The sequence below is a fragment of the Candidatus Foliamicus sp. genome, assembly GCF_965221325.1.
Classification (GTDB): domain Bacteria; phylum Pseudomonadota; class Gammaproteobacteria; order Steroidobacterales; family Foliamicaceae; genus Foliamicus.
In genome coordinates this window covers 713,209-735,317 of record NZ_OZ244880.1, presented here as the reverse complement: position 1 = coordinate 735,317, position 22,109 = coordinate 713,209, and the positions used below count along the sequence as shown (strand labels likewise).

Sequence of the window (22,109 nt, the reverse complement as noted above, 5' to 3'; positions counted from 1 at the left end):
GCGTTCATCGGCCTGGGCGTGATGGGATATCCCATGGCCGGGCGCTTGGCGCGCGCCGGCCATTCCGTGACCGTGTTCAACCGCACCACGGCCAAGGCGCAGCGCTGGGTCTCGGAATACGGAGGCGCGCTGGCGCGAACGCCCGCGGAGGCCTGCCGGGGTGCGGACTTCGTGTTCACCTGCGTAGGGCGCGATGAGGACGTTCGGGCGGTGACGCTGGAGGCCGGCGGCGCCTTCGAGGGGATGCGCGACAACGCATTGCTCGTGGATCACACGACGACCTCGGCGGAGCTGGCGCGGAATCTGCACAAGGCAGCGCGCTCGCGCGGACTGGCGTTCATGGATGGGCCGGTATCCGGCGGTCAGGCCGGTGCCGAAAACGGCCAGCTCGCAGTCATGCTCGGCGGCGCGGCGGGCGACTACGAAAGAGTGCGGCCGCTGCTCGACTGCTACGCGGCCCGCTGTGACCTGATGGGAGCCGCCGGCGCCGGCCAACTGGCGAAGATGGCCAACCAGATATGCATCGCCGGGCTGGTGCAGGCGCTGTCCGAGGGCCTGAGTTTCGCCCAGCGCGCCGGCCTCGACGGCAGCCGCCTGGCGCGTCTGCTCAGCGCCGGAGCGGCGCAGTCCTGGCAACTGGACAATCGTCACGCCACCATGCTGGCCGACCAGTTCGAATTTGGCTTTGCGGTGGACTGGATGCGCAAGGACCTGGCCTACGCGATGCAGGAGGCGGAACGCAACGGTAGCCCACTGCCGGTGGCGGAACTGGTGGACGGCTTCTACGCGGAGGTGCAGGCCATGGGCGGCGGGCGCTGGGATACCTCCAGCCTGATCCGCCGGCTGCGTGACAAAAAGGGGCAAGCCGGCCGATAAGCCGGGTTCTGTCGAGGGCAATCATTCATCTAGGGCCGCCGTCGCCGGCGGCCTCGAGCAGCTCACCCGGAAGCGCGCGCGGACATGCGATAGCTTCCCTATTCAGCCTTGCTCCAGACGGGGTTTACCCTGCCACGGCTGTTGCCAGCCGCGCGGTGCGCTCTTACCGCACCTTTTCACCCTTGCCCGGCACCGCTGTGGGCACCGGGCGGTATATTTTCTGTGGCACTTTCCGTAGGCTCGCGCCCCCCAGGCGTTACCTGGCGTCCTGTCCGCCGGAGCCCGGACTTTCCTCCCGCCGCAACCGGAAACCCGGCGCGGCCGGCGATTGCCTGGCCGGCTTGCCCGCCACCAAACTAGACCACCCCGCCCCAATTTGCAAGAACCCGCCCCACTACATCCGCCGACAGGCTGCACCAACACACGGCGCCCTACTGCGCCGCGAATGCATCCGCGCAGTTCGTCAAGTCCCCCAAGATGGACTGCAAGGCATTGCATTGTGCCCAATATGGGTAATATGATGCCCAGAATGGTCACGACAATTTCGACGCTGGCGCCTAGCGGCGAGCGGGCGGCTCACCGCACGAAGGCGCCGACAAGTATTGCCGGCGCGCTCTTTACCACTACCCAGCAACGTGTACTAGGACTTCTGTTCGGTCAGCCGGAACGCAGCTTCTTTGCCAGAGAATTGATCAGAATTACCGGCTCCGGATCGGGCGCTGTACAGCGCGAACTCAAGCGGCTTTCTTCAAGTGGCTTGGTGACCGTGAATCAAATCGGAAAGCAGAAGCATTTCCAGGCAAATCCCGACTGCCCCATCTTTGACGAGCTTCGCGCAATGGTGCGCAAGACCATCGCCGTCGCGGCGCCTATCCGGCGAGCGCTGGCATCGCTCGCCCACGGAATCGCCTTGGCACTGATCTACGGCTCCGTGGCCAAAGGAACCGACACTGCAAACAGCGACATCGACCTCCTGGTGGTAGCCGATGACTTAACCCTGGAGGCGCTTTACGCCGCGCTCGCACCTTCCGAAGCAAGCTTGGCTCGCAAAATCAGCCCAACGCTCTACACGACTGGAGAATTTGACGACAGACGAGCCAACGGCAGCCCATTCCTGTGCCGTGTACTTGACAGCGAACACCTTGTGATTATCGGAGCCGAGAATGCCAAGGGGTAATCTTGAAAACCTTGCGCAGATCGGTCAACTCAAGCCGGAACCGTCCGAACGCACCGAGCTAGAAGGGCTTCTGCGCTCCGGGAGTCTGCGCCTCGCGGACAGCCAACGATCGGAGCTCAGCCTCGAAAGCCGATTCGACCTTGCCTACAATGCAACTCACGCCTTGGCGCTCGCAGCCTTGCGGGCAATGGGTTACCGTGCCCAATCCCGTTACCTCGTTTTTCAGTGCCTGCAACATACCGCTGGTCTGTCCAATGCGCAGTGGCGGGTGCTGGACCAAGCTCACCGAAAGGGCAATCTTGCCGAATATGAGGGGGAACTGGATATGGAGGAACATCTGCTTGAAGCCATGCTTAGAGTGGCGGGAGCAATAGAACAGCGGCTGCGCAATCAAATCGCAGAGCTTTCGCAATAGCTTCGCCAACTTGCAGGCTGTTTCTTCTGTGACCGACGTGAACAGCCCTTCAGCAGCCCGCGGGGGCTGGGATATGATGGCGGCGACGGCTGGGAGTAGATGCTATGACTGCGGCTAGTGGCAGCGCCGGAGGGCGCATCGGGAGAATCGAGTTGGCGCCGGGGGTGCGGGTCATGCACTTCTGGACCTACATGTACGCGTCGCTGATCTGCATCGGCATGATGTCGAACATGAATTTTTCCCAGCCTTACATCCTCGCCGAACACCTCGGCATTACCGACCAGGGGCTGGCGGGAGCGGTTACGGGCCGGCTTACGGGAATCACGGAGCTCGTGAGCCTGTTCCTGATCTGGCCGTTCGGCATGCTCGCCGACCGCGTGGGGCGGCGGCCCGTCATCATGCTGGGCATCGGGCTGATCGGGCTGACTTACGCGCTGTATCCATGGGCCACCGAGGTGGCTCACTTGCAGTACTTCCGGATTCTGTTCGGCGTTGGCGTGGCCGCGACGGCCGCCATGACGGCCACGATCCAGAACGACTACCCGATGGAAACCTCGCGTGGACGGGTGGTGGGCTTTAGCTCGGCCTTCAACGCTTTGGGCATCGTGCTCGCAACCCGGCTGGTGTCAGCGCTTCCGAAGTGGCTGCAGGACGCCGGCATGGAGCCGGTGGCGGCCGGGCGCTATGCCTATAGCGCCGCAGCGCTGGTGTGCTTTATCTCGCTTATCGTGTTCCGTCTCGGGCTGAAGGGCGGCATACCGGAGAGCGCACGCAAGCGGCCACGCTGGATCGAGCTGGTTAAATCGGGCTTTCGGCAGGCGCGCAATCCGCGCATTCTTCTGGCCTACGCGGCCGCCATGACCGCCCGCGGCGATATCGTGGTGGCCGGGCTTTTCGTCTCGCTATGGGCAACCATGGCGGTAAAGGCGGCCGGCGGCGAGGCCGCGGTGGCGCAATACCAAGTTTTCCTGCCGTTCGCCGTAATACAGGTGTTCGCGGTGGGATGGTCGTTCGTGTTCGGCTCGATACTCGACCGCATCAACCGGGTGGCCGGTCTGGTGCTGTCGCTGGCGCTTTCCGTGGCCGCCTACGGCTCCATGTACTTCGTGGGATCGCCGCTGGATCTGCGCATGCTGCCGGCGTTCGCCTTTCTGGGCATTGCCATGTCCGGCGCCATGATGAGCAGCATGGCGCTGATTGGTCAGGAAGCCCCGCCGCGCGAACGCGGTGCCGTGATCGGCCTGATGAGCATGTTCGGCTCGGTGGGCATCATCCTGGCGGCCGGCGTGGGCGGCGCGATGTTCAGCGCGGCCACGCCCTGGGCCCCGTTCTTGCTGGTGGCCGGTGCGCAGGCGGTGCTGATCGTGGCGGCGGTAGCGGTTTGGATGCTCGCGCCAGGCGGAGCGGCGTCCGCCGCGGCTACCCGCAGTTCCTGATCCACGGGCGGATCAAGCACGGTCTGTACGCGGCCATCGGCCCAGCACACATCCACGCGGTCCACGCGCTCACGCCCGCCGAGGCCGAAGATCGGCGCAGGTTCATCCACCGAGTTGTAGCCGGTGGAGGAAAAGATCTCGCGCCACTGGACCAGGTCACCGGCCGCCACGCGGATGCGCGCATTGAGCCGCTGACCGTCGAGGCGCACCTTGATCCAGTGATTGGCGTTGCCTTGGTTGAGCCAGAGGAAATTGCGCTGCGGCTCCGATAGCATCCGGGCCCGGTTGTAGAAGGTGCGGGCGGTGCCCACGATATCGGTGAAGCCGTCGCCGTTCACATCGCCGCCGGCCACGCCCGCGCCGATGCTCATACCCTCGGCGCCCGAGCCTGCGGTCACGTCGGAAAACGTGCCGTCGCCGTTGTTGCGCAGCAGCGTGTTGGTGGCCGGCTCCACCGCAATATAGAACTGCACAAAGGACGGCATGTCCTCCACGATGTCGTTGATAAGCACGTTCGAGGGGCCGCCGTTGCTGACGTAGATGTCCAACCAGCCGTCGTTGTCGTAATCGCCCATCGTGCAGCCGCGCGCGCCGCCCAGGTCGCCGGCGCCCGAGGCCAGCGTAATGTCGGTGAAGCCGGGCGCGCCGGTTTCCGCATAGTCGTTGCGCACCAGCCGGTTGGCCTGATCGGCGTTGGGTAAATAAGCGTCGATATCGCCGTCGTTGTCCACGTCGCCCAGGCATACGCCATTGGCGTTGCCCGGATTGAGAAAGGGCCAGCCCGAAGGCGGTCGCCTGGAGCGCGTGATATCGGCGAAACTGCCGTCACCCTTGTTCATGTAGAGCACGTTGGAATCGCCTTCGTTGGGCGAGAGCAGGTCCAGGTCGCCGTCGTAATCGAAATCGAACCAGCCCGGCGACCCCTGGCTGTTGGCCTCCCTTACGCTCTCGAGAAGCAGCGTCCCGGTGGCCGAAGTGACATCCTCGAACTCGCCGCCGCCGATGTTGCGAAACAGTGCCTGGTCCACGTCGTAATCGGCGGCGCGCCACAAGAGGTCGAGCAGGCCGTCGCCGTCATAGTCGCCGAAGCCCACGCCACCCGAGGTCGCGGTGATGCCTTCGTTGGACTCGTCCTCGAACACGCCCTCGCGCACCAACCAAGCGGCAGCCGTCGCATCCTCGAATTCAGGACTGCCGGTTTCTTTCAGCAGGTTGCGGTATAGCGTTACCGGGGGGTCGTAGCCGCCCCGGCTCCCCGATTGCATATTGGCGACCACCATGTCGTCATCGCCGTCAAGATCGTAGTCGCCGAAGCTGATCCCGCGGCCCAGTCCGCCCTCGTTGGCCGCCTTGCGCTGCAAGGCTACATCCCGGAAGTGGCCGCTTCCATCGTTTTCCCAGAGCCGATTATGGAAATCCAGGCCGATAGTTCCGCCATCGTTATTGGTGATGTAGATGTCGGCGTCGCCATCGCCATCGTAGTCGTTGAACGCGACGCCCGCGCCGTCCAGTCCGACGTCGGCGATTCCCCGTTCCTCCGCCTGCTCCGTGAAGAGAATGGGAGGCTCAGAATTGGCGGCGCTGCCGGCAACCGCAAGCGTGGTCAGGAGGATGGCCGCAACAATCCTGCGGAAAGCACCGGAGAAAACGGCGGTTGTCACAACGCCGGCTTGCGGTTAGACCGCGCCCAGCGCCGGCAGGTCGAACGGCAGTTTGCGCAAGCGCCTGCCCAGCGCAGAGAAGACTGCATTCCCAACCGCCGCGGCCACGGGCGGAACGCCGATTTCGCCAATCCCGCCCAGTGATTCGCCGCTGTTGATGAGGTGGACGCGAATTTCGGGGGTGTCGTGCATGGTCGGCATTCGGTAGCTGTCGAAATTTCGTTCGATCGGCCCTTCCGGCCCGAGCCGCACATTTCCGTGCAGCGCCGCGGCAAGACCATATACTACGGCGCCGCTGATTTGCGCCCGCGCCGTGGCCGGATCCACCGCCAGCCCGCAATCCGCCGCGCAGTCAATGCGCTCCACACGCAGCCCGCCTGCGCTTAGCGATACGCGGGCCACTTGAGCCACGAAGCTGCCAAAGCACATCGAGCAGGCAATCCCGAGGCCGCTGCCGGGCGGCAAGGGCGCGCCCCAGCCGGCCTCCTGTGCCGCCTTGGTCAGGACCGCGGTCATGCGCGACTGCGCCGGCAACAGCGACAGGCGAAAAGCATAGGGGTCGCGGCCGGCCGCGTAAGCCAGTTCGTCGGCGAAGGTCTCGACAAAGAAGCAGGTGTACGAATGCGCCACGGAACGCCAGAAACCCAAGTTGACCGGCGACTCGGGCGCAGCGTAGCGGATATCGACGTTCGGCGCCTGGTAGGGAAAGTCGATCGCACCTTGCAGCGCGGCCGGATCCTGATCGAGCGTCACGCCGCGCATCTGCCGCAGAATGGACGGCGCCGAGATGTGCTGGCGCCATGCCAGCAGCGCGCCGGACTCGTCCAGCGCCGCATCCATGCGGGTAATTGCAGCCGGACGAAAATAACCGTGCTGCATATCGTCTTCCCGCGTCCAGACCACCTTGACCGGGCGACCGGCATGGCGTGACGCCAAAACTGCCTCGGCCACGTAGTCGGTTTCGAGGCGGCGCCCGAAACCGCCGCCCAGCGTCGGGGTATGAATGCGCACGGCTTCCACCGGCAAGCCCGTCAGTCGGGCGGCGACCTGTTGCGACCGGGACTGTACCTGGGTGGGGGCCCATATCTCGCATCGATTGGCGCGCACGTCGGCCGTGCAATTCATCGGTTCCATGGTCGCGTGGTGCAGGAAAGGAACTTCATACTGCGCCGTGTGGCGGCGCACCGACGCTTGCGCCTGGTCGAGGACCGCGCTTGCATCGCCCTCGCTGCGGGCGGGCGGTCCGCTTTCGGACAAGCCATTCACCAGCCGGCGCCGGAAGTCGATGGCTGGATTCAATGATTCAGGCGAATCTGCCTCGTTCGCCACCCATTCCACCGCGAGCGCGTCGCGGCCCTGCAGCGCCGCCCAGAATTCGCTTGCCAGCACCACGACGCCGGGTGGCCGTTGCGCATCGCCCGGGATTTCGAACACATCCATCACGCCGGCAAGATTGAGCGCCGCCTGGGCGTCATAGACCGGGCGCATGGCTACACTGCCCGGCCAGGGCGAGCGCGCGATCACCGCCGTGCGCTGTCCAGGCAACCGCACATCAATAGCGTAACGCTCCGTGCCCAGAACTTTGCCCGGAATATCAGGTCTTGGATACGGCTTGCCGATAAGGGCGAATTTCGACGGATCTTTCAGCGGTGGGTTCACCGGCGGCTCGAGTTCAGCGGCGGCCGCGGCCAGCGCTCCATAGCTCAGCCGAGCTTGCGTGGGCGTGTGCGTCACCGCGCCTGCTGCGCAGACGCATTCGGCGGCGTCCACGCCCCATTCGTCGGCGGCCGCAGTGCGCAACATCTCGCGAGCCGTGGCTGCAGCCTCGCGCAGCAAGTCGAACGACTCGCGGACCGCAGTACTGCCGCCGGTGCCCATGGGCCGCGGCCATGCAGCGGGATTGTCCGGCATGCGCGTCAGTCTTACGCGCTCCCAGGGCACTTCGAGTTCGTCGGCGACAATGCGCGCCAGCGCCGCGGGACTGCCCTGCCCCATGTCGGTGCGGTCGCTGGTGAATAACACATCGCCCGTGGGCGTAATTTCGATCCAGACGCTGGGCCGGAAACCCTCGGTTTCGCTGCCCCGGCCGCGGGGCAGATAGACGGCCAGCGCCAGCGAACCACTGGCCGCGACAAAAGCGCGGCGGCTCAGCCTGGCTTCACGCAGAACTTTCATGCGAACACCTCCGCCCCGAGCGGGTTTGGCGGAGAGGGTGGGATTCGAACCCACGAAGGGCTTCTAACCCTTACTCCCTTAGCAGGGGAGCGCTTTCGTCCGCTCAGCCACCTCTCCGGCCCTATTGGTCCTCGTCCTCGGGCGGGTTTCCTTGCTCTTCGGCAATGCGCCGATACACCTCTTCGCGATGCACGGTCACCTCGCGCGGCGCCTCGACGCCCAACCGCACCTGGTTGCCGCGAATATCCAGCACAGCAATGCGCACGTTGTCGCCTACTATCACGGCCTCTCCCGACCTGCGGGTAAGAATCAGCATTCCGAAAGCCTCCCTGGACGCTCGGCCGGGCCTAGCGGCTCCAGCCCGCCCTGTTTGTTGTAAAGGAAATCATAACGCGGATTGGCCAGGCGCGCCACAAATCCCGCGGCCTTGCCGCTCGCACTGCAACAGGCTTGATCAGGCTTGCGCGTGCGCCTCTACCAGCCAGAGGTTCTTGTCCACGGCCCGCGAAATCTCCACGAACAGGTCTTCGGTGTCTGCATCGCCTGCGTCGCCCGCCTCGGCTATGGCGGTGCGAATTCCGGCGCCGAATGCAGCCAGCGCCGCGCTCACCGACTCGACATGATCGGCCCCGGAAAAAATATCCAGCGGGTAGTCCGGCAGCCCGGACTCGGACGCGGCCACGGCCACCGTACCCAAGGCGGTTCCGCCAAGCGTGGTGATGCGCTCGGCAAGCTCGTCCACCTGCGTCAGGGTGTCGGCGTGGATTGTGTCGAACAGTTCATGCAGCGCAATGAACGAAGGCCCCTTCACGTTCCAATGGGCCTGCTTCATCTGGGTGGCGAGATTTACCGCGTCCGCCAAACGCGCATTGAGCACTTTCACCATGCGCCGCCGCGTCGCTTCTTCCAAATCGATCTTGCTGGAGTGTAGTTCCACTGTCATTAGCTGCTCCTTGTTCGCTTATCTGCTTCAAGCCATTAACACCGTCGCAATTATCGCCCAGCCGCCGGCCATTTTTCCATCCGCCCTCCGCAGCAGGCGGGTGGAATCAGGGGCGCAGGGCGTAGAGTTGCGGGTTGTCCAGGATGGGGCGTAGTACGCGGTACAGGCGGTCGGCCATCTGCTCGACTGCGGCGGCGGTTTCGAGCAGGTCCTGGCGCACTTCCACGGCCGCGTAGGGAAAGCGGCGTTCCTCGGCGTGATGATCGACGGAAAAGTCTTCCTTGTGCCTGCCGGAATAAGGCAGATTGTCGCCCACGAGCAGTTCGCCGTCGGCGCGCAAGCCATCAAGTAGAGGGCGGGCGATGCGGGCGTCGAGATCCCATAGCACGCCACAATCCCAACGCCGGTCCTCGCCTTCAAGAAACCGCGTAAAGCTATGAATCGAAATCAGCACGGGCGCCTCGGTAACGCGGCGCAAGCGTTCCTGCTGCCCCTGGATCGCCGCGTGATAGGGGCGGTAGATGGCCGCCAGCCGCTGCTCCCGATCCGCCGCGCTGATCCGCATGTTGCCCGGCACCGGAATGCCGCCGCTGAGGTCGAGGAAGATCGAGGCGTCAGTGGTTGCGCGGTTGCAGTCGACCACCAGCCGCGAGTAATTGCAAAGCACCGTGGTGGCGTTCAGGCGGGCGCCGAGGGCGCGCGCCAGGTCGCCGGCGCCAATGTCCACGGCAATATGGCTTTGGCGGTGTTCACGGTCCAGTCCGAGGTGGGCGAGAGCCTCTGGAATCCTGGAGCTTGCGTGGTCGCAAATTACGAGTTGGGGGGCAGAGGCGTCGCCGCGCAGCACGTCGTATGGAGGTGGTTCACCTGAGCTCAACAGGGAGGCGAATCGCGGCTCCCGGGCGCCGGCGGAAGATGGCGCCCCCCGATCAACGGTCATCACTGTGCGTTCAACTCGAAACTCCGCCGCATAGATTTGGCGTCCCCAAGGGGATTCGAACCCCTGTTGCCGGCGTGAAAGGCCGGTGTCCTAACCACTAGACGATGGGGACGCCGGGGTTCTGGTGGAGCCAGGCGGGATCGAACCGCCGACCTCTTGCATGCCATGCAAGCGCTCTCCCGGCTGAGCTATGGCCCCGTCGCAGGATGCCGGATTGTAGCGCTTCGCCGCCTGCCGCGCTACTTCCGGGGCCGTCTCAGGAGCCCTCGGAAGCGTAGTCGAGGCCGAATCCCCAGGGAAACGCCGGCTCGTACGGCTTGTCTCCGCGATTGACAGTAGTCTGGTCAGCCTTCGCCGGCCAGGAAAACGAAAGCCGCCCGGAAAAATCGAAGCGGACCTGGCCATCGGCATCAGTAAAAAGAACGTCCGCCAGCCCCCCACCCTCGCTGCCGGGAAGCCAGGCGACCACAAACGCATCGGACGCCTCCAGTTCGTCGGGCACGGCCAGCGGCCTACCGGTAAGCAGCACGCTGATCACGGGAATTCCCGCTGCCTTGAGACGCCGCGCGGCCTGCAAGTGGGCCTTGTCGCCGGGGCTGAACTCCAGCGTCTCGACGTCCCCCTCGAACTCGGCATAAGGGCGCTCGCCATAGACCAGCAGCGCCGCATCCGCAGGCGGGCTGGCCTGCTCTGCGGCTAAAACCTCGGCGAATTGCCGGTAGTCCACGGAACCTCCGGCGCCCTGCACGGCGTCGCGCACACCATCAACGATGCTGGTTGCATTCGGAAAATCGGTGTTGGAGGTATTGTCTCCCTGCCAGGTCATCGACCATCCGCCCAACTGATTAGGAATATGCGATGCTGCATGTCCGGCCACCAGCACACGGCTTCCCGGTGCGAGGGGTAACACGCCGCCGGCGTTCTTCAGCAGCACCAGCGATTCCCGCACGGCCTGACGCGCCAGCGCGCGGTGCCGCGGATGGCCCACCCAGGCGGCGCGTTCCGGAGCGGATTGCATATCGCCGGCGTCAGCGACGACGCGCTGCGAGGGCGGCGGCGCGTCCAGCAACCCGGCACGCAGCTTCACGCGCAGAATGCGACGCACGGCGTCATCAAGACGTGAGGGCGGTATCTCGCGATCACGCACCTGGCGCAACAAGTTCCGGTGTAACGCCTTCCACCGTTCGGGCGCCATGTACATATCCACGCCGGCATTAAGGGCCGTGGGGCAGCTTTCCGATGTACAGCCCGGCAGTTGCGCATGGGCATCCCAGTCGCCGATCACGAATCCCTCGAAGTTCATCACGCCCTTGAGCGCGCCCTGGAGCAGATAGCGGTTGGCATGCATCTTCACGCCATTCCAGGAACTGAACGACGCCATTACGGTAAGCGCGCCCTGTTTCAGCGCGGTGCGGTAGCCGGCCGCGTGGACGCGGACCAGTTCCGCCTCGCTGACCTGCGCATCGCCCTGATCCTCGCCATTATGCGTGCCGCCGTCGCCGAGGAAGTGCTTGGCCGTTGCCAGCACCTTGCCGGGCGCCATGAAGCCGTCTCCCACGGCGCCCTGCATACCCTCTATCAACGCAGCGCCCAGCCTCGCCACTGTCGCGGGATGCTCGGAATAGCCTTCGTAGGTCCGACCCCAACGATCATTGCGGGGGACGGCAAGCGTGGGCGCAAAGTTCCAGTAGATGCCCGTTGCGGCCACCTCTCTGGCGGTAGCTGTGCCGATCTGCCGCAGCAAGTCGGCGTTTTCGGTGGCGCCGAGTCCGATGTTGTGCGGAAACAGCGTGGCGCCGAACACATTGTTGTGCCCGTGAACGGCATCCGTGCCCCAGATGATCGGAATCGCCGGGCGGCCGTCATCGCGGCTGACGGAAGCCTCGTGGTAGGCATCGGCCAAGGCCAGCCAGTCCGCCACCGACGCATGCTTGTTACCGCCGGGAAATGAGCCGCCGCCGTTGAGCACCGCTCCCAGGCGGTAGCGCTTGATGTCCGCCGGCGAGACATGCTGAATCTCGCCCATCACGATCTGTCCGACCTTGTCGCGCAGCGACATGCCGGCCATTATTTCGTCCAGTCGCGCCTCCTCTTCGGCCGCGGCCGGAAACGGGCTGGACTGGATGCGCCACTCGCTCAAGTCGGCGGCGGCGGCGCCGGCAGCAAGCAGCAGAACCAGTCCAGCGCAGCGCGCGACAAACGTGGTCATGCGCACAGCAACCCGCCGCTCAGGCTCGTATGCGGCGCGCCGCCGACACCGGGTTTGGATCAGAAATCCTTGCGGAACCGGACACCATAGGTGCGCGGCGGGAACAGGCTGGCGCGCAAGAAGCCCGGGCCGCCATCCATCCAGGCGCGCACCAGTTCGTCGGTCACGTTGCGTACATACGCTTCCGCACCCCAGGCCGCCCTTTCGTTGATGACCCGAAACGCCAGATTGAAGGTAGCCGTGGCCGGCTGACCGGTATGAAACGCGCCTTCGTCGAAGTTGTTGTCGTTGAAGAACATTTCCGACGACCAGTGCGCCGACACGTAGGGACTCAGAATCAGGTTGCCCACATACCACCTGTGCTCTACGAATATCGAGGTGGACCACTCGGGCGACCAGGGCAGGCGGTTACCCTCGAAATTGGTTGTGCGCCGATTGTCCTGCTCCGGATTGGGCGCCGGACAGAGACTCAAGCCCAGGTAGGCGCGCTCGAAGCAATACCAGCCGTCCTCGGCGCCCGGCATGTCGGAAATCTCGGCGTCCAGGTAGTTGATCCAGCCGAAAAGGCGCCCGCCTTCCCAGGCCTGCCAGTCCCATTCGAACTCGATGCCTCTGATGTCGGCGCCGGAGAGATTGTGGGTCAGCAGCGTACCTACAGTCTGCTCCAGTTCCTCGCCGGTGGCGCAATCAATGCGGTTGCCCACCACCGCCCACAGCGTACGCTGCATGTCCGAGTAATCGCTGTAGAACACCGACCCCAGCAGGTTCAGTCTGCCGTCAAGGTGAGTGCTTTTCCAGCCGAACTCGTAGGTGGTATTGGTTTCGGGCTCGAAATCGAAAGTCGTGAAGTCGCCGCAGCCTGTAACGTCCACGTTGTCGCCGAAGCCGCCGGCCCGGTAGCCGGTTGCGGCATAGGCGTAGAGGAACACGTCTTCGCTCAAGAGGTAGTCCACGCCGACCCGCCATGTGGACTTGCTCCATTCGGCTTGCTGCGTGTTGTCGGTGCCTGGAACGCGCTCCAGAAAACCTTCGCTGCGCGTGCCGTGCAGTTCGTTCAAGTCATCGGCCTGGTAGTAGTCGGTGTAGTTGGTGATGCCCCAACCGTAGGGATCGCCGATGAAGGTGTAGGACTCATACCAGAAATCGTCCGGCGGCCCATACAAGGCAGGATTGGTCCAGTAGCCGATGGTTTCGTGGTTCATGCCGCCGTTGTCGATCTTCTCGTCGCGTGTATAGCGGTAGCCGGCGGTGAAATTCAGACGCTCGCTGGCCGAGTAATCGAACTGCAAGAACGCGGCATCGGAATGAATCTGGCGGTCGGGCTGCACGAACGACAGGGCCAGCGGGCGCACGAATCCGCAACAGAAGGGGTTTTCGACATCGAAGCGAATGGCGTTATCTTCCTGCATCCAGAACAGGCCGGCAATCCACTGCAAGGGAGCGTCGCTAAGTGATTTCAATTGCAGTTCCGCCACTTGCGACTCGTAATCCGAGTAGTCGGTGGTGAGCTGCAGGTCGTCCCAAGGCTGAATTGCGTAAGGTTGAAAGCCGGCGTTGATGATCGCCTCGGGATCGCGGATCAGCAGCGACGACCACCCACCGCAGCAGTTGCGGTTGATTCCATAAGCCGGATGTTCCGGATCGGGGTAAACGCCGCCATCGCCGTCGTATTGCTGAAAGCGCTTCTGCGAAGACTGGGCCAGGCGCAACTCAAGCACCATTTCCTCGGATACGTCCCACAACAGTTCCGAGCGCAAGGTGCTGATGCTCATATCGAGCTTGCCCGGAACGTTCACGCGCGCGTACCAGATGTCGTGATCGCAGGCGAAGAACGTGCCTTCCGCCTTTTCGCAATCCTTCAAGCTGAGCGTGCCCGCGCCCCTGTCGCTGTAGTATTCGTAACTCAGAAGCCAGGTCAGAGTGTCGCCGGGCGTCCACAGCGCTGACAGCCGGCCGGCCCAGCGGTCGGAATTGAAATAGGCGTCTGACTCATCGACCTCCTCGTTGCGCCGTTGATCCACATTTGGAATGCCGTCGGGCCGCACGTCGTAGGGGCCGTCCAGCGAACCATCCCCGTCCGTGTCCCAGGCCAGGTCGAAGTAATCGGGCTCCTGCTCGATATATGAATCAGAACGATCCAGCATTACGGCTGCGCGAAAGGCCAGGTTGTCGGCAACCGGCAGATTGAGGACGCCGTTCAGCGAGACTGCCGAAAAACGGCCGTAGCCCGCGCTCACATATCCGCTCACCTCATCGAAGGCAGGCCGCGCCGAAATGATGTTGATCGTCCCGGAGGTGGAGTTGCGGCCGAACAGCGTACCCTGCGGCCCGCGCAGGATTTCCACCCGCTCCACATCATGCAGGAGCGCCAACCCGCTTTGCGGACGCGGCGAATACATGCCGTCCACGTGAATGCCGACACTGGGATCGCCCAGCTCCGTGAAGTTGTTGGACGTGATGCCGCGCACGGTCACCTGCACGCCGGAATCGGACGGTGATAGCCCTACCTCCAGCCCCGGAACCAGATCGCTCAAATCGGTAACGTCTTCCACGCCTTCGCGGTCGAGCGCCTCCTGGGAAAGCGCCGATACGGCCAGCGGCGTTTCCATGAGCCGCGTCGCGCGCTTGGTGGCGGTGACAACAATCTCCTCCATCAGCGCTGCGTCCTCGTCGCCGCTCTCCTGGCCAACCGCAATACTCGCAAAGCTGATTAGCGCCGCCGCCGACAGGCTTCTAAAAAAAATGAAATCCCGCATGTTCATGCTCCCTGGGCTCCAAGAACCCACCCCGAAAAAATTGTCCAGACAGCCAGCACGAGCAACACCACGCCCGCGCTCAAGGCCAAATCGCGCCGCCATCCTTGCTGCCCAATGATATCCCCGCGGCGCAGGGTGATTTTAGAAGCTGCGCCTCCGGTGGCCAAGCTCACAGCCACCAGAACCGCCGTGGATGCCACAAAGAGTGCGATCGCCACGTGCAGAAAGTTGACCTCGGCGATCCAAAGCCAGAGGCTGCCCTCGAAAGCTTCGCGGTTGGCCGCGGTTACCACTTCCACCAGCAGGCGCCCCAGCCCCAGCACCGCACCGACCGCCAAAGACCACTTGGCGCCCGCAGCATTGGCGCCCCGCCACAGAACGCCCACCAGGAACACCGCCGCGATGGGTGGCGCGATATAGGCCTGTACGCTTTGCAGATAGGTAAACAAACCGCTGGAAACCAGGTCCATGAACGGAATCCAGAGCATCGCCAGGACCAGCATTCCGACCGTGGCCAGGCGACCGACCGTGAGCAGTCTGGCCTCGCTGGCGCCGGCGGCGAAACGGCCATACAAGTCCACGGTGAAAATGGTAGAAGCCGAGTTGAATACCGAAGACAAGGAACTCATCAGCGCCGCCAGCAAGCCGGCCGCGACCAAGCCCTTGAGGCCGGAAGGCAGCAGCGCTGCGATCATGGCGGGCAACGCCTGATCGGGATCCTCCAGCGCGAGCGCGCCCGTGTTGCTCAGGGCCAGCGCCAACACGCCGGGCAACACGAAAAGAAACAGCGGTAGCTGTTTGAGCCAGGCGCCGAAGATGGCGCCCCTGCGGGCGTGGCCGAGCCCGTTGGCGGCCAGCACCCTCTGCACAATGAACTGGTCCGTGCACCAGTACCATACCGCCAGGATGGGCGCGCCGAACAGGATGCCGGTCCAGGGGAAATCGGGGTGGTTCATGCTGCGCCAGAGGCTGAATGCTTGCGGTTCCACCGCCGCCTGCAGTCCGCTCCAACCGCCCACCGCGCCGAAACCGATGAACGTAACGGCCACGGCGCCGCCGAGCAACACGAACATCTGCACCATGTCGGTGTAGAGAACGGCGCGCAATCCGCCCCAGGCCGTGTAGATGCCTGTAAGCGCTACGATGGCGATGGCGCCCCACCAAAACGGAATCCCCATCAGCGCCTCGAATACGATACCGCCCGCAGCCACCGTAACCGCGATCTTGGTGAGCACGTAGCCGACAACGGAAATCGCCGCCAGATAGGTGCGCGGGCCCGCGGAATAACGCTTCTCGAGAAACTCGGGCATGGTGAACACCCCGGAGCGCAGGTAGAAAGGGGCGAAAAGCCAGCCCAATAACAGCAGCGCGAAGGCGGCCAGAATCTCGAATTGCGCCACCGGAACGCCCTCCTGGGCCGCGGAACCGGCCAGCCCAACGAGGTGTTCCGACCCTATGTTGGAGGCGAAGATTGATGCGCCCACCACGAACCAGCCGACATTGCGCCCGGCCAGGAAGAAATCCGCGCGCCCCTGCTGGCGCCGGTGACCGGCCAGCCAGGCGACCCAGAGAATCAGCGCAAGGTACGCGCCTACCACAATCCAGTCGAGCGTGGAAACGAGACCTACCCCTCAATTACCCAAGGGCAGACTCTAACAGAAACCTTCGTTTTCGCTCAGCCGGCGAACAACAGGCGGTGGATATAGGGGAGTCCCAGAGCGAGAACAATGCTGACGATCAAGCCCGAAAGCGCCTTGAGCGCGTCCATGCTCACTTTGCGCACGGTTTGTCTGACGTCGGTGTCCGCCAAGTACATCGATAGCGCGAATTCCCTGCCGGCCAGGAGTCCCAGGAACACCCAGGTGGTGCTCATGGGGATATTGCTGATTTCCTTGAATAAAAGCAGCACCAAGCCATAGATGAAATCGATAATCGTGGCCGCGCGAATATCGGTGGTATCGGTCTTGGACAGCACGATCTTCTGGATCACGCCGCCGAAGGTGTAGAAGATGTATGCCTGAATCGCGATCAGTACGACCACGCCGAAGGCCAGCCACGACAAGGATAGCTGCCGCGGCAGATAGACGAAGATGTTGGCCAGGTCCTGGATCAGCCACTGGCTCCACAGAAAAGCCGTCGAAGCCCACTGCAAGACGACCCAATAGCGGGGTATGGACACTCCACTGGTGCGGAGGAAATACTCGGTAGCGCGCCGAAAAACCAGCCGAAACAGCACGATGGCCGCAACAAAGGCCACCAGGTAGCCGAGCAGCGATTTCGCCAGCATGGCCTGCAGGTTGCTGATGGTGAACACCGTGAGCACCAGGAATGTAGTGCTTACCGGGATGCCTACGCGGGTCAGAATCAGGAGCGCCAGCGGCGGTATCGCATGAATCCAACTGATGCCGCCTTCGGGAATGGGAAACTTCGTCAGTCGGCCATAGGACACGTCGCCGTCGTGGAAAAACCAGCCGTAGGCCAGAACCGCCGTAAGGATGCCGGCGGCGAACAGCCATAGCGCCCACCATGGGCGATGGGAATTCGAGGCCAGGAAAGTGCCCAGCGTTTGTATGGAGTCGTTGGCCACGACCGCATACGCCGCCAGCAGAAAACCGGCCACCATGTAGATTTCGGTGAGAGATAACGCCAAACCCAGCCCCATGCAGCGCAGGTCCGCGCCGCGACTCCCTATTGTCCGCCGACCGCCGAGTCCATACTCGCCGCGGAAATGGAAACGGCGTATGTTACCCGTATTGCCGAAAGCAAATGAGTCAGTTTGGTTTCAGACCGCGTCGGGCTGTCCGGAGGCTACGCCGCGCAGAAAACCGGCAATGTCGGCGAGCTCTTCGGCGCACACCTGGTGCCCCATTTCGTACTGCCGCCACACAACGGCACAGCCGGCGGCCGACAGTTCGTCCCGCAGCCCGGCGCCCAGTCGAATCGGCAACACCTCGTCGTGGCGGCCATGCGCGACGAAGCATGGAAGACCGCGCGCCACAGGGCCCGCAGGCAAGGGTTCCGCTGCCGGGATGTAGGTGGAAAGCGCAAGCACGCCGGCGACCGGTTGCTCGGCGAGCAGCGCGGTGCGCGCTGCGATCGTGCCGCCCTGCGAAAAACCGGCCAGCACGACCCGATTACGGGCAATGCCGCGCTGCTCCTCGCGAGCAATCAGCTCCTCAAGCGCCGCGCAACTGGCGGTGATGCCATCGCTGTCCACCGGCAGCACGCGCTCGAGCGAATAGATGTCGAACCAAGCCCGCATGGGCATGCCACCGTTCACCGTAACGTTGCGCACCGGTGCGTTGGGCAGCACGAACCGCCAGGCAGGTGCGGGCGGCAAGTCCAATTGCGGCACGATGGGCCAGAAATCGGTCGCGTCCGCGCCCAGACCGTGCAGCCAGATCACCGAATACGCGGGGTCGGGCCCCGTTACCCTTTCGAGGCAGTCCAACATGATCCGCTGCGCGCCTTGGCCCGATTAGCCGGAAGCATCCGCCGCCGCAGCGTTCCGAGCGTCGATGTAGGCGAGCGCCTTCTCAAGACGTGCCAGCGTCGCGGCGCGGCCGGCCAGGAACAGCGTCGCATCTATGGGCGGAGAAACCGGGCCGCCAGTAACCGCCACCCGCAGCGGCTGGCCCAACTTCCCGAAGGAAATGCCGCAAGAATCCACCACCTTTGCAATACAGGCGTGGATGCCCTCTGCCGTCCAGTCCGCCAGCGCGGCCAGCGCGTCCCGAGCCGCGGCCAGCGGCTCACGCATCACCGGGCGCAAGAACTTACGCGCCGCCTTGTCGTCCAGCTCGATCTCGCGCGCATACGCCCAACGTGCCGCCGCGGCCATATCCGCCAGCGTTTCGGCGCGCTCGCGCCAGGCTTCCGCCACCGCCGCGAGCGGCGGGCCCGATTCAGGATTCAGGCCCAGACTCTCAAGTTGTGCCGCAAGACCCATGCAAAGGCTTTCGGTGGGCGCCATCTTCATGTGCTGCTGGTTAATCCACCGGAGCTTGTCGGGATCCAGCCGCGCTGCCGACGCGCCCAGCCCCTCGCGTCCGAAGCAATCGACCAGTTCGGTAACCGAGAAAATCTCCCGGTCTCCATGCGACCAACCGAGCCGCGCGAGGTAATTCAAGACCGCCGGCGAGAGAAATCCTTCCTGCAAGTAGCCGAGCGCATCGGTCGCCTCGTCGCGCTTGGACAGCTTTCTGCCGTCCGGCGCCAGCAGCAGCGGCAGATGACAATACTCGGGCGGCGTCCAGCCCAGCGCCTGGATCAGTTGCAACTGGCGCGGCGTGTTGTTCAGATGGTCGTCGCCGCGAATAACCTGGCGCACGCCCATGTCCTGGTCGTCGCTCACGCAACTCAGGTGAAAGGTGGGCAAACCATCCGCGCGCAGCAGCACCAGGTCGTCGAGTTGCGCGTTGCGGAAGCGCACCTCGCCATGCAGCCAGTCGCGCACCACCACTTCTTCGTCATCCGGGCGGAGAAAACGCAAGACCGGATCAACGCCGGCGCGCGGCGCACGGCGCTCCCGGCAACGACCGTCATAGCGCGGGTCTTCACCGCGAGCGCGCTGCTCCTCGCGCATGACCGCGAGCTCCTCGGGCGTACAGTAGCAATGGTAGGCCGCACCGCGCTCCAGCAACTCATGCGCAACCTCGCGGTGCCGCTCCGCGCGCGACGACTGCAGCAGCGGCTCGTCATCCGGCTCCAGGCCGAAACGGTGCAGCGCCTCCACGAGCCCCCTGGTATGCGCTTCGGAGGACCGCTGGCGATCCGTATCCTCGATTCTCAGCAAAAACCGGCCGCCGTGGCGCCGCGCATAGAGCCAGTTGTAGAGCGCGGTGCGCAAACCTCCCAAGTGCAAGACTCCCGTGGGGCTGGGAGCGAAACGAGTGCAAACGGACATGCGGATTGGGTCTTGGAATTTCGCGACTTGCGGCCTGCGCGGGCGGCGGTCAATAATAACTGCCCACGGGCGATTAGCTCAGCGGGAGAGCGCTGCCTTCACACGGCAGAGGTCGCTGGTTCAATCCCAGCATCGCCCACCACGGCCTCCGCCTCCGCTGACCTCAATCCACTGCTTGCACGGCGGCTTCGAGTTCGGCGGTTTTCTCGGACAGGAGTTGCGGGTCGGCGCGGGTTTCGAGGTTCAGGCGCAGCAGCGGCTCGGTGTTCGACGGCCTCAGGTTGAATCGCCAGTCGGGGAACTCCACCGACAGGCCGTCGATTTCGTCCACCGCGCCGCCCTGCCCCGCGTAGCGCGATGCCAGGCGGTTGAGCAGCGCGGAGGCTCCGGCGGCAACGGGCAGGTTGATTTCGCCGCTGACCGGATAGCGGGCGCGGCGCTCAGCCGCGTGTTCGGCGAGGCCGCCGCCTTGCGCGCAGAGGATGCCGGCCATCAGTACCCAGGGGATCATTCCGGAGTCGCAATACAGGAATTCGCGGAAATAGTGGTGTGCGCTGCTCTCGCCGCCATAGACGGCATCCTCCTCGCGCATGCGCTGCTTTACGAAAGCGTGGCCGGCGCGGTTGCGGAGTGGCTCTCCGCCGGCTGCGCTCACCTGCTCGACGGTGTCCCAGACCAGCTTGGGATCATGCACTACGCGCCGGTCGCGGGCCGGCTGCGTGGATAGCAGGAAGGCCGCGAACATTCCCACGGTGTAGTAGGGATCGACATACTCGCCGCGCTCGTCGAAGAAACAGCAACGGTCGAAGTCGCCATCGAAGGCCACGCCGAAGTCCGCGCCGTGCACCCGCACCGCCTGTGAGGTAGCCGTCCGCGTGCGTTCCAGCAGAGGATTGGGCACCCCGTTGGGGAAGCGCCCGTCGGGTTCTGGCTGCAGATGCACGATTTCAAACGGCAGAAGTTCGGCCAGCGCCTCCACACTGGGCCCGGCCGCGCCGTTTCCGGAATTGACGACCAGCTTGAGGGGCTTGAGGCGCATGTCTTCCACGAAGCGCAATACGCTGCGCCGCCATGCGTCACGCAAGTCAACGCTGCGCCGGCGGCCACGAACACCCTTGGGCGGATCGCGCTGCGCGAGCTGAGCGATATCGGCCAGTCCTGTATCGCTGCTGATCGGCCGGGCCTGTTCGCGCACGATCTTCAGCCCGTTGTAGTTGGCGGGATTGTGGCTGGCGGTAACCATTACGCCCGCGCCGCAGCCTAGGCGCCCGGTAGCGAAATACACCTGTTCGGTGCCGCACAGGCCGAGATCGGCGACATCGGCGCCGGCACGTGCCACGCCTTCGGCAATGGCGTCGGCCATCTCGGGGCTGGAAATGCGTGCGTCCCGGCCCAATACGACTTCCCTGGCGCCGGTAAATTCCACCACGGCAGCGCCGATCCGGCAAGCAAGTCCGGCGTTGAATTCGTCCGGCACGCGCCCGCGCACATCGTAGGCCTTGAACGGCGGGTCAAGCCGCATATTGCTTTCCTGCGTGACGCCCGCGGCGCACATCAGGCGCGGCCGTAGATGTCTTCGAGGCGCTCGATGTCGTCCTCGCCCAGGTAATCGCCCAACTGCACCTCCACCACCTCGGCGGGCTGTTTGCCCGGATTGTGAATGCGGTGGACGGCGCCAACCGGAATGAGGATGTGATCGCCGATCTTCAATGGGTGATCTTCGCCGTCGCGCACCGCCACCGGCGCGCCGCCAACCACGACCCAATGCTCTTCGCGCTGTCGGTGCCGCTGCAGCGACAGGGTCTGTCCGGGCAGCACCCTGAGACGTTTGACCTGGTAGCCCGCGCCCTGCCCCAGGCCTTCGAAACTGCCCCAGGGCCGAGACACCTTTTGCCCCACGGGATGGGGCCCCACGCCGCCGTCCTCTGCGATGCGCGTGGCCAGCATGGCGCTGACCGCACACTTGGTCAGCTCTGCCGACGCCCTGTCCAGCACCATAATGCGGTCGCGATTCCGGTCAAACGGCGCGTAAAGATCGCTCAAGTATTCGACGGCGCGTTCGCTGTCGGTTCCCAGAATGATGCGCTCGGGATGCATGAAGTCGGAAACCGCGGCGCCCGCCTTCAGGAATTCGGGATTGGACACCACCTCGAAATCGTGTTGCGCGCCGCGTACCGCCAGTCGCGCGCGCATCCGTTCTTCCACTCCCGCGCAGGCGCCAACGGGAATGGTGGACTTGCAAACCACCAGGCGGTAGCCCGGCATGTGCTCGGCGATCGATTCCGCCACCGCAAAAACCTGTGTCGGGTCGGCCGCTCCGTTACCCCCCGGGGGAGTGCTCACGGCAATAAACTGCGCATCTCCATGCTCCACGGCTTCGCCTATGTCCGATGTGAAACGCAGGCGGCCATCCGCTTGGTTGCGACGAACCAGGTCTTGAAGTCCCGGCTCATTGATGTGCAGACCGCCCCCGGCGAGCTGCTCTACAGTGCCGGCATTGATGTCGAAACACACAACGCTCACGCCCGTTTCGGCGAAACAGGCACCGGTAACCAGCCCCACATAGCCACAGCCGTGAACGGTGATTTTCATGGACGCTTCATTTTAGGCGCGCT

15 protein-coding genes, 4 tRNA genes, 1 other RNA gene and 2 pseudogenes are annotated in these 22,109 nt (G+C 64.2%); 5 read left to right on the top strand and 17 right to left on the bottom strand.

Features of this window, described 5'->3' with window-relative positions:
• Positions 1-21 precede the first annotated feature (21 nt).
• Positions 22-783 (top strand): annotated as a pseudogene (locus ACWCOO_RS03420) (NAD(P)-dependent oxidoreductase); the annotation flags it as partial.
• Positions 784-857: 74 nt separating this feature from the next.
• On the opposite strand, the gene rnpB reads toward ACWCOO_RS03420, so the two are convergent.
• An RNA gene (rnpB, locus tag ACWCOO_RS03415) (RNase P RNA component class A) lies at positions 858-1,220 on the bottom strand.
• Positions 1,221-1,384: 164 nt separating this feature from the next.
• On the opposite strand from rnpB, the gene ACWCOO_RS03410 reads away from it, so the two are divergent.
• The 3 genes from ACWCOO_RS03410 (at position 1,385) to ACWCOO_RS03400 (ending at position 3,904) form a co-directional block, all read left to right on the top strand.
• The gene (locus ACWCOO_RS03410; protein WP_446831559.1) at positions 1,385-2,053 is read left to right on the top strand and encodes a nucleotidyltransferase domain-containing protein; all 669 of its coding nucleotides are present in this window, start codon (positions 1,385-1,387) and stop codon (positions 2,051-2,053) included.
• Entirely contained in the window at positions 2,040-2,468 is a 429-nt protein-coding gene (locus tag ACWCOO_RS03405; protein WP_446831558.1) for a hypothetical protein, read from the top strand. Before ACWCOO_RS03410 ends, ACWCOO_RS03405 begins: the two co-directional genes overlap by 14 nt.
• Before the next feature lie 104 nt (positions 2,469-2,572).
• On the top strand, positions 2,573-3,904 hold the full coding sequence (locus tag ACWCOO_RS03400) for an MFS transporter (protein ID WP_446831557.1): 1,332 nt from the start codon (positions 2,573-2,575) through the stop codon (positions 3,902-3,904).
• Positions 3,905-3,954: 50 nt separating this feature from the next.
• Here ACWCOO_RS03400 and ACWCOO_RS03395 read toward each other — a convergent pair.
• The 14 genes and pseudogenes from ACWCOO_RS03395 to gltX all read right to left on the bottom strand — a co-directional run.
• Positions 3,955-5,565 (bottom strand): annotated as a pseudogene (locus ACWCOO_RS03395) (CRTAC1 family protein); the annotation flags it as partial.
• Positions 5,566-5,580: 15 nt separating this feature from the next.
• Positions 5,581-7,740, bottom strand: a complete 2,160-nt coding sequence (locus tag ACWCOO_RS03390) for a molybdopterin cofactor-binding domain-containing protein (RefSeq protein ID WP_446831556.1) — start codon at positions 7,738-7,740, stop codon at positions 5,581-5,583.
• A gap of 26 nt (positions 7,741-7,766) precedes the next feature.
• Positions 7,767-7,857, bottom strand: a tRNA-Ser gene (locus tag ACWCOO_RS03385).
• A gap of 4 nt (positions 7,858-7,861) precedes the next feature.
• Positions 7,862-8,056, bottom strand: a complete 195-nt coding sequence (csrA, locus tag ACWCOO_RS03380; RefSeq protein ID WP_446831555.1) for a carbon storage regulator CsrA — start codon at positions 8,054-8,056, stop codon at positions 7,862-7,864.
• Positions 8,057-8,194: 138 nt separating this feature from the next.
• On the bottom strand, positions 8,195-8,683 hold the full coding sequence (dps, locus tag ACWCOO_RS03375) for a DNA starvation/stationary phase protection protein Dps (RefSeq protein ID WP_446831554.1): 489 nt from the start codon (positions 8,681-8,683) through the stop codon (positions 8,195-8,197).
• 106 nt (positions 8,684-8,789) lie between these two features.
• Entirely contained in the window at positions 8,790-9,623 is an 834-nt protein-coding gene (locus ACWCOO_RS03370) for an N-formylglutamate amidohydrolase (RefSeq protein WP_446831553.1), read from the bottom strand.
• A gap of 37 nt (positions 9,624-9,660) precedes the next feature.
• Positions 9,661-9,735, bottom strand: a tRNA-Glu gene (locus ACWCOO_RS03365).
• A 10-nt stretch (positions 9,736-9,745) separates the two neighbouring features.
• Positions 9,746-9,821, bottom strand: a tRNA-Ala gene (locus ACWCOO_RS03360).
• Positions 9,822-9,879: 58 nt separating this feature from the next.
• The gene (locus ACWCOO_RS03355) at positions 9,880-11,832 is read right to left on the bottom strand and encodes a glycoside hydrolase family 3 protein (protein ID WP_446831552.1); all 1,953 of its coding nucleotides are present in this window, start codon (positions 11,830-11,832) and stop codon (positions 9,880-9,882) included.
• 59 nt (positions 11,833-11,891) lie between these two features.
• The gene (locus tag ACWCOO_RS03350) at positions 11,892-14,594 is read right to left on the bottom strand and encodes a TonB-dependent receptor (RefSeq protein ID WP_446831551.1); all 2,703 of its coding nucleotides are present in this window, start codon (positions 14,592-14,594) and stop codon (positions 11,892-11,894) included.
• Positions 14,591-16,186, bottom strand: a complete 1,596-nt coding sequence (locus tag ACWCOO_RS03345) for a sodium:solute symporter (protein ID WP_446831550.1) — start codon at positions 16,184-16,186, stop codon at positions 14,591-14,593. The genes ACWCOO_RS03350 and ACWCOO_RS03345 overlap by 4 nt, the downstream gene beginning before the upstream one ends.
• 77 nt (positions 16,187-16,263) lie before the next feature.
• On the bottom strand, positions 16,264-17,250 hold the full coding sequence (locus tag ACWCOO_RS03340) for a hypothetical protein (RefSeq protein WP_446831549.1): 987 nt from the start codon (positions 17,248-17,250) through the stop codon (positions 16,264-16,266).
• 120 nt (positions 17,251-17,370) lie between these two features.
• Positions 17,371-18,042: an alpha/beta hydrolase gene (locus tag ACWCOO_RS03335; RefSeq protein ID WP_446831548.1), complete on the bottom strand. Its 672-nt coding sequence runs from the start codon at positions 18,040-18,042 to the stop codon at positions 17,371-17,373.
• Between the two features lie 24 nt (positions 18,043-18,066).
• Positions 18,067-19,494, bottom strand: a complete 1,428-nt coding sequence (gltX, locus tag ACWCOO_RS03330; RefSeq protein ID WP_446831547.1) for a glutamate--tRNA ligase — start codon at positions 19,492-19,494, stop codon at positions 18,067-18,069.
• Between the two features lie 67 nt (positions 19,495-19,561).
• Between gltX and ACWCOO_RS03325 the strand changes: the two genes are divergently transcribed.
• Positions 19,562-19,636: transfer RNA gene (locus ACWCOO_RS03325), tRNA-Val, on the top strand.
• A 21-nt stretch (positions 19,637-19,657) separates the two neighbouring features.
• Here the strand turns inward: ACWCOO_RS03325 and ACWCOO_RS03320 are convergent.
• Positions 19,658-21,016 (bottom strand): phosphomannomutase, encoded by a 1,359-nt coding sequence (locus tag ACWCOO_RS03320; RefSeq protein WP_446831546.1) that lies wholly within the window; start codon positions 21,014-21,016, stop codon positions 19,658-19,660.
• Positions 21,017-21,048: 32 nt separating this feature from the next.
• Entirely contained in the window at positions 21,049-22,086 is a 1,038-nt protein-coding gene (locus tag ACWCOO_RS03315; RefSeq protein ID WP_446831545.1) for a nucleotide sugar dehydrogenase, read from the bottom strand.
• Positions 22,087-22,109: the final 23 nt, after the last annotated feature.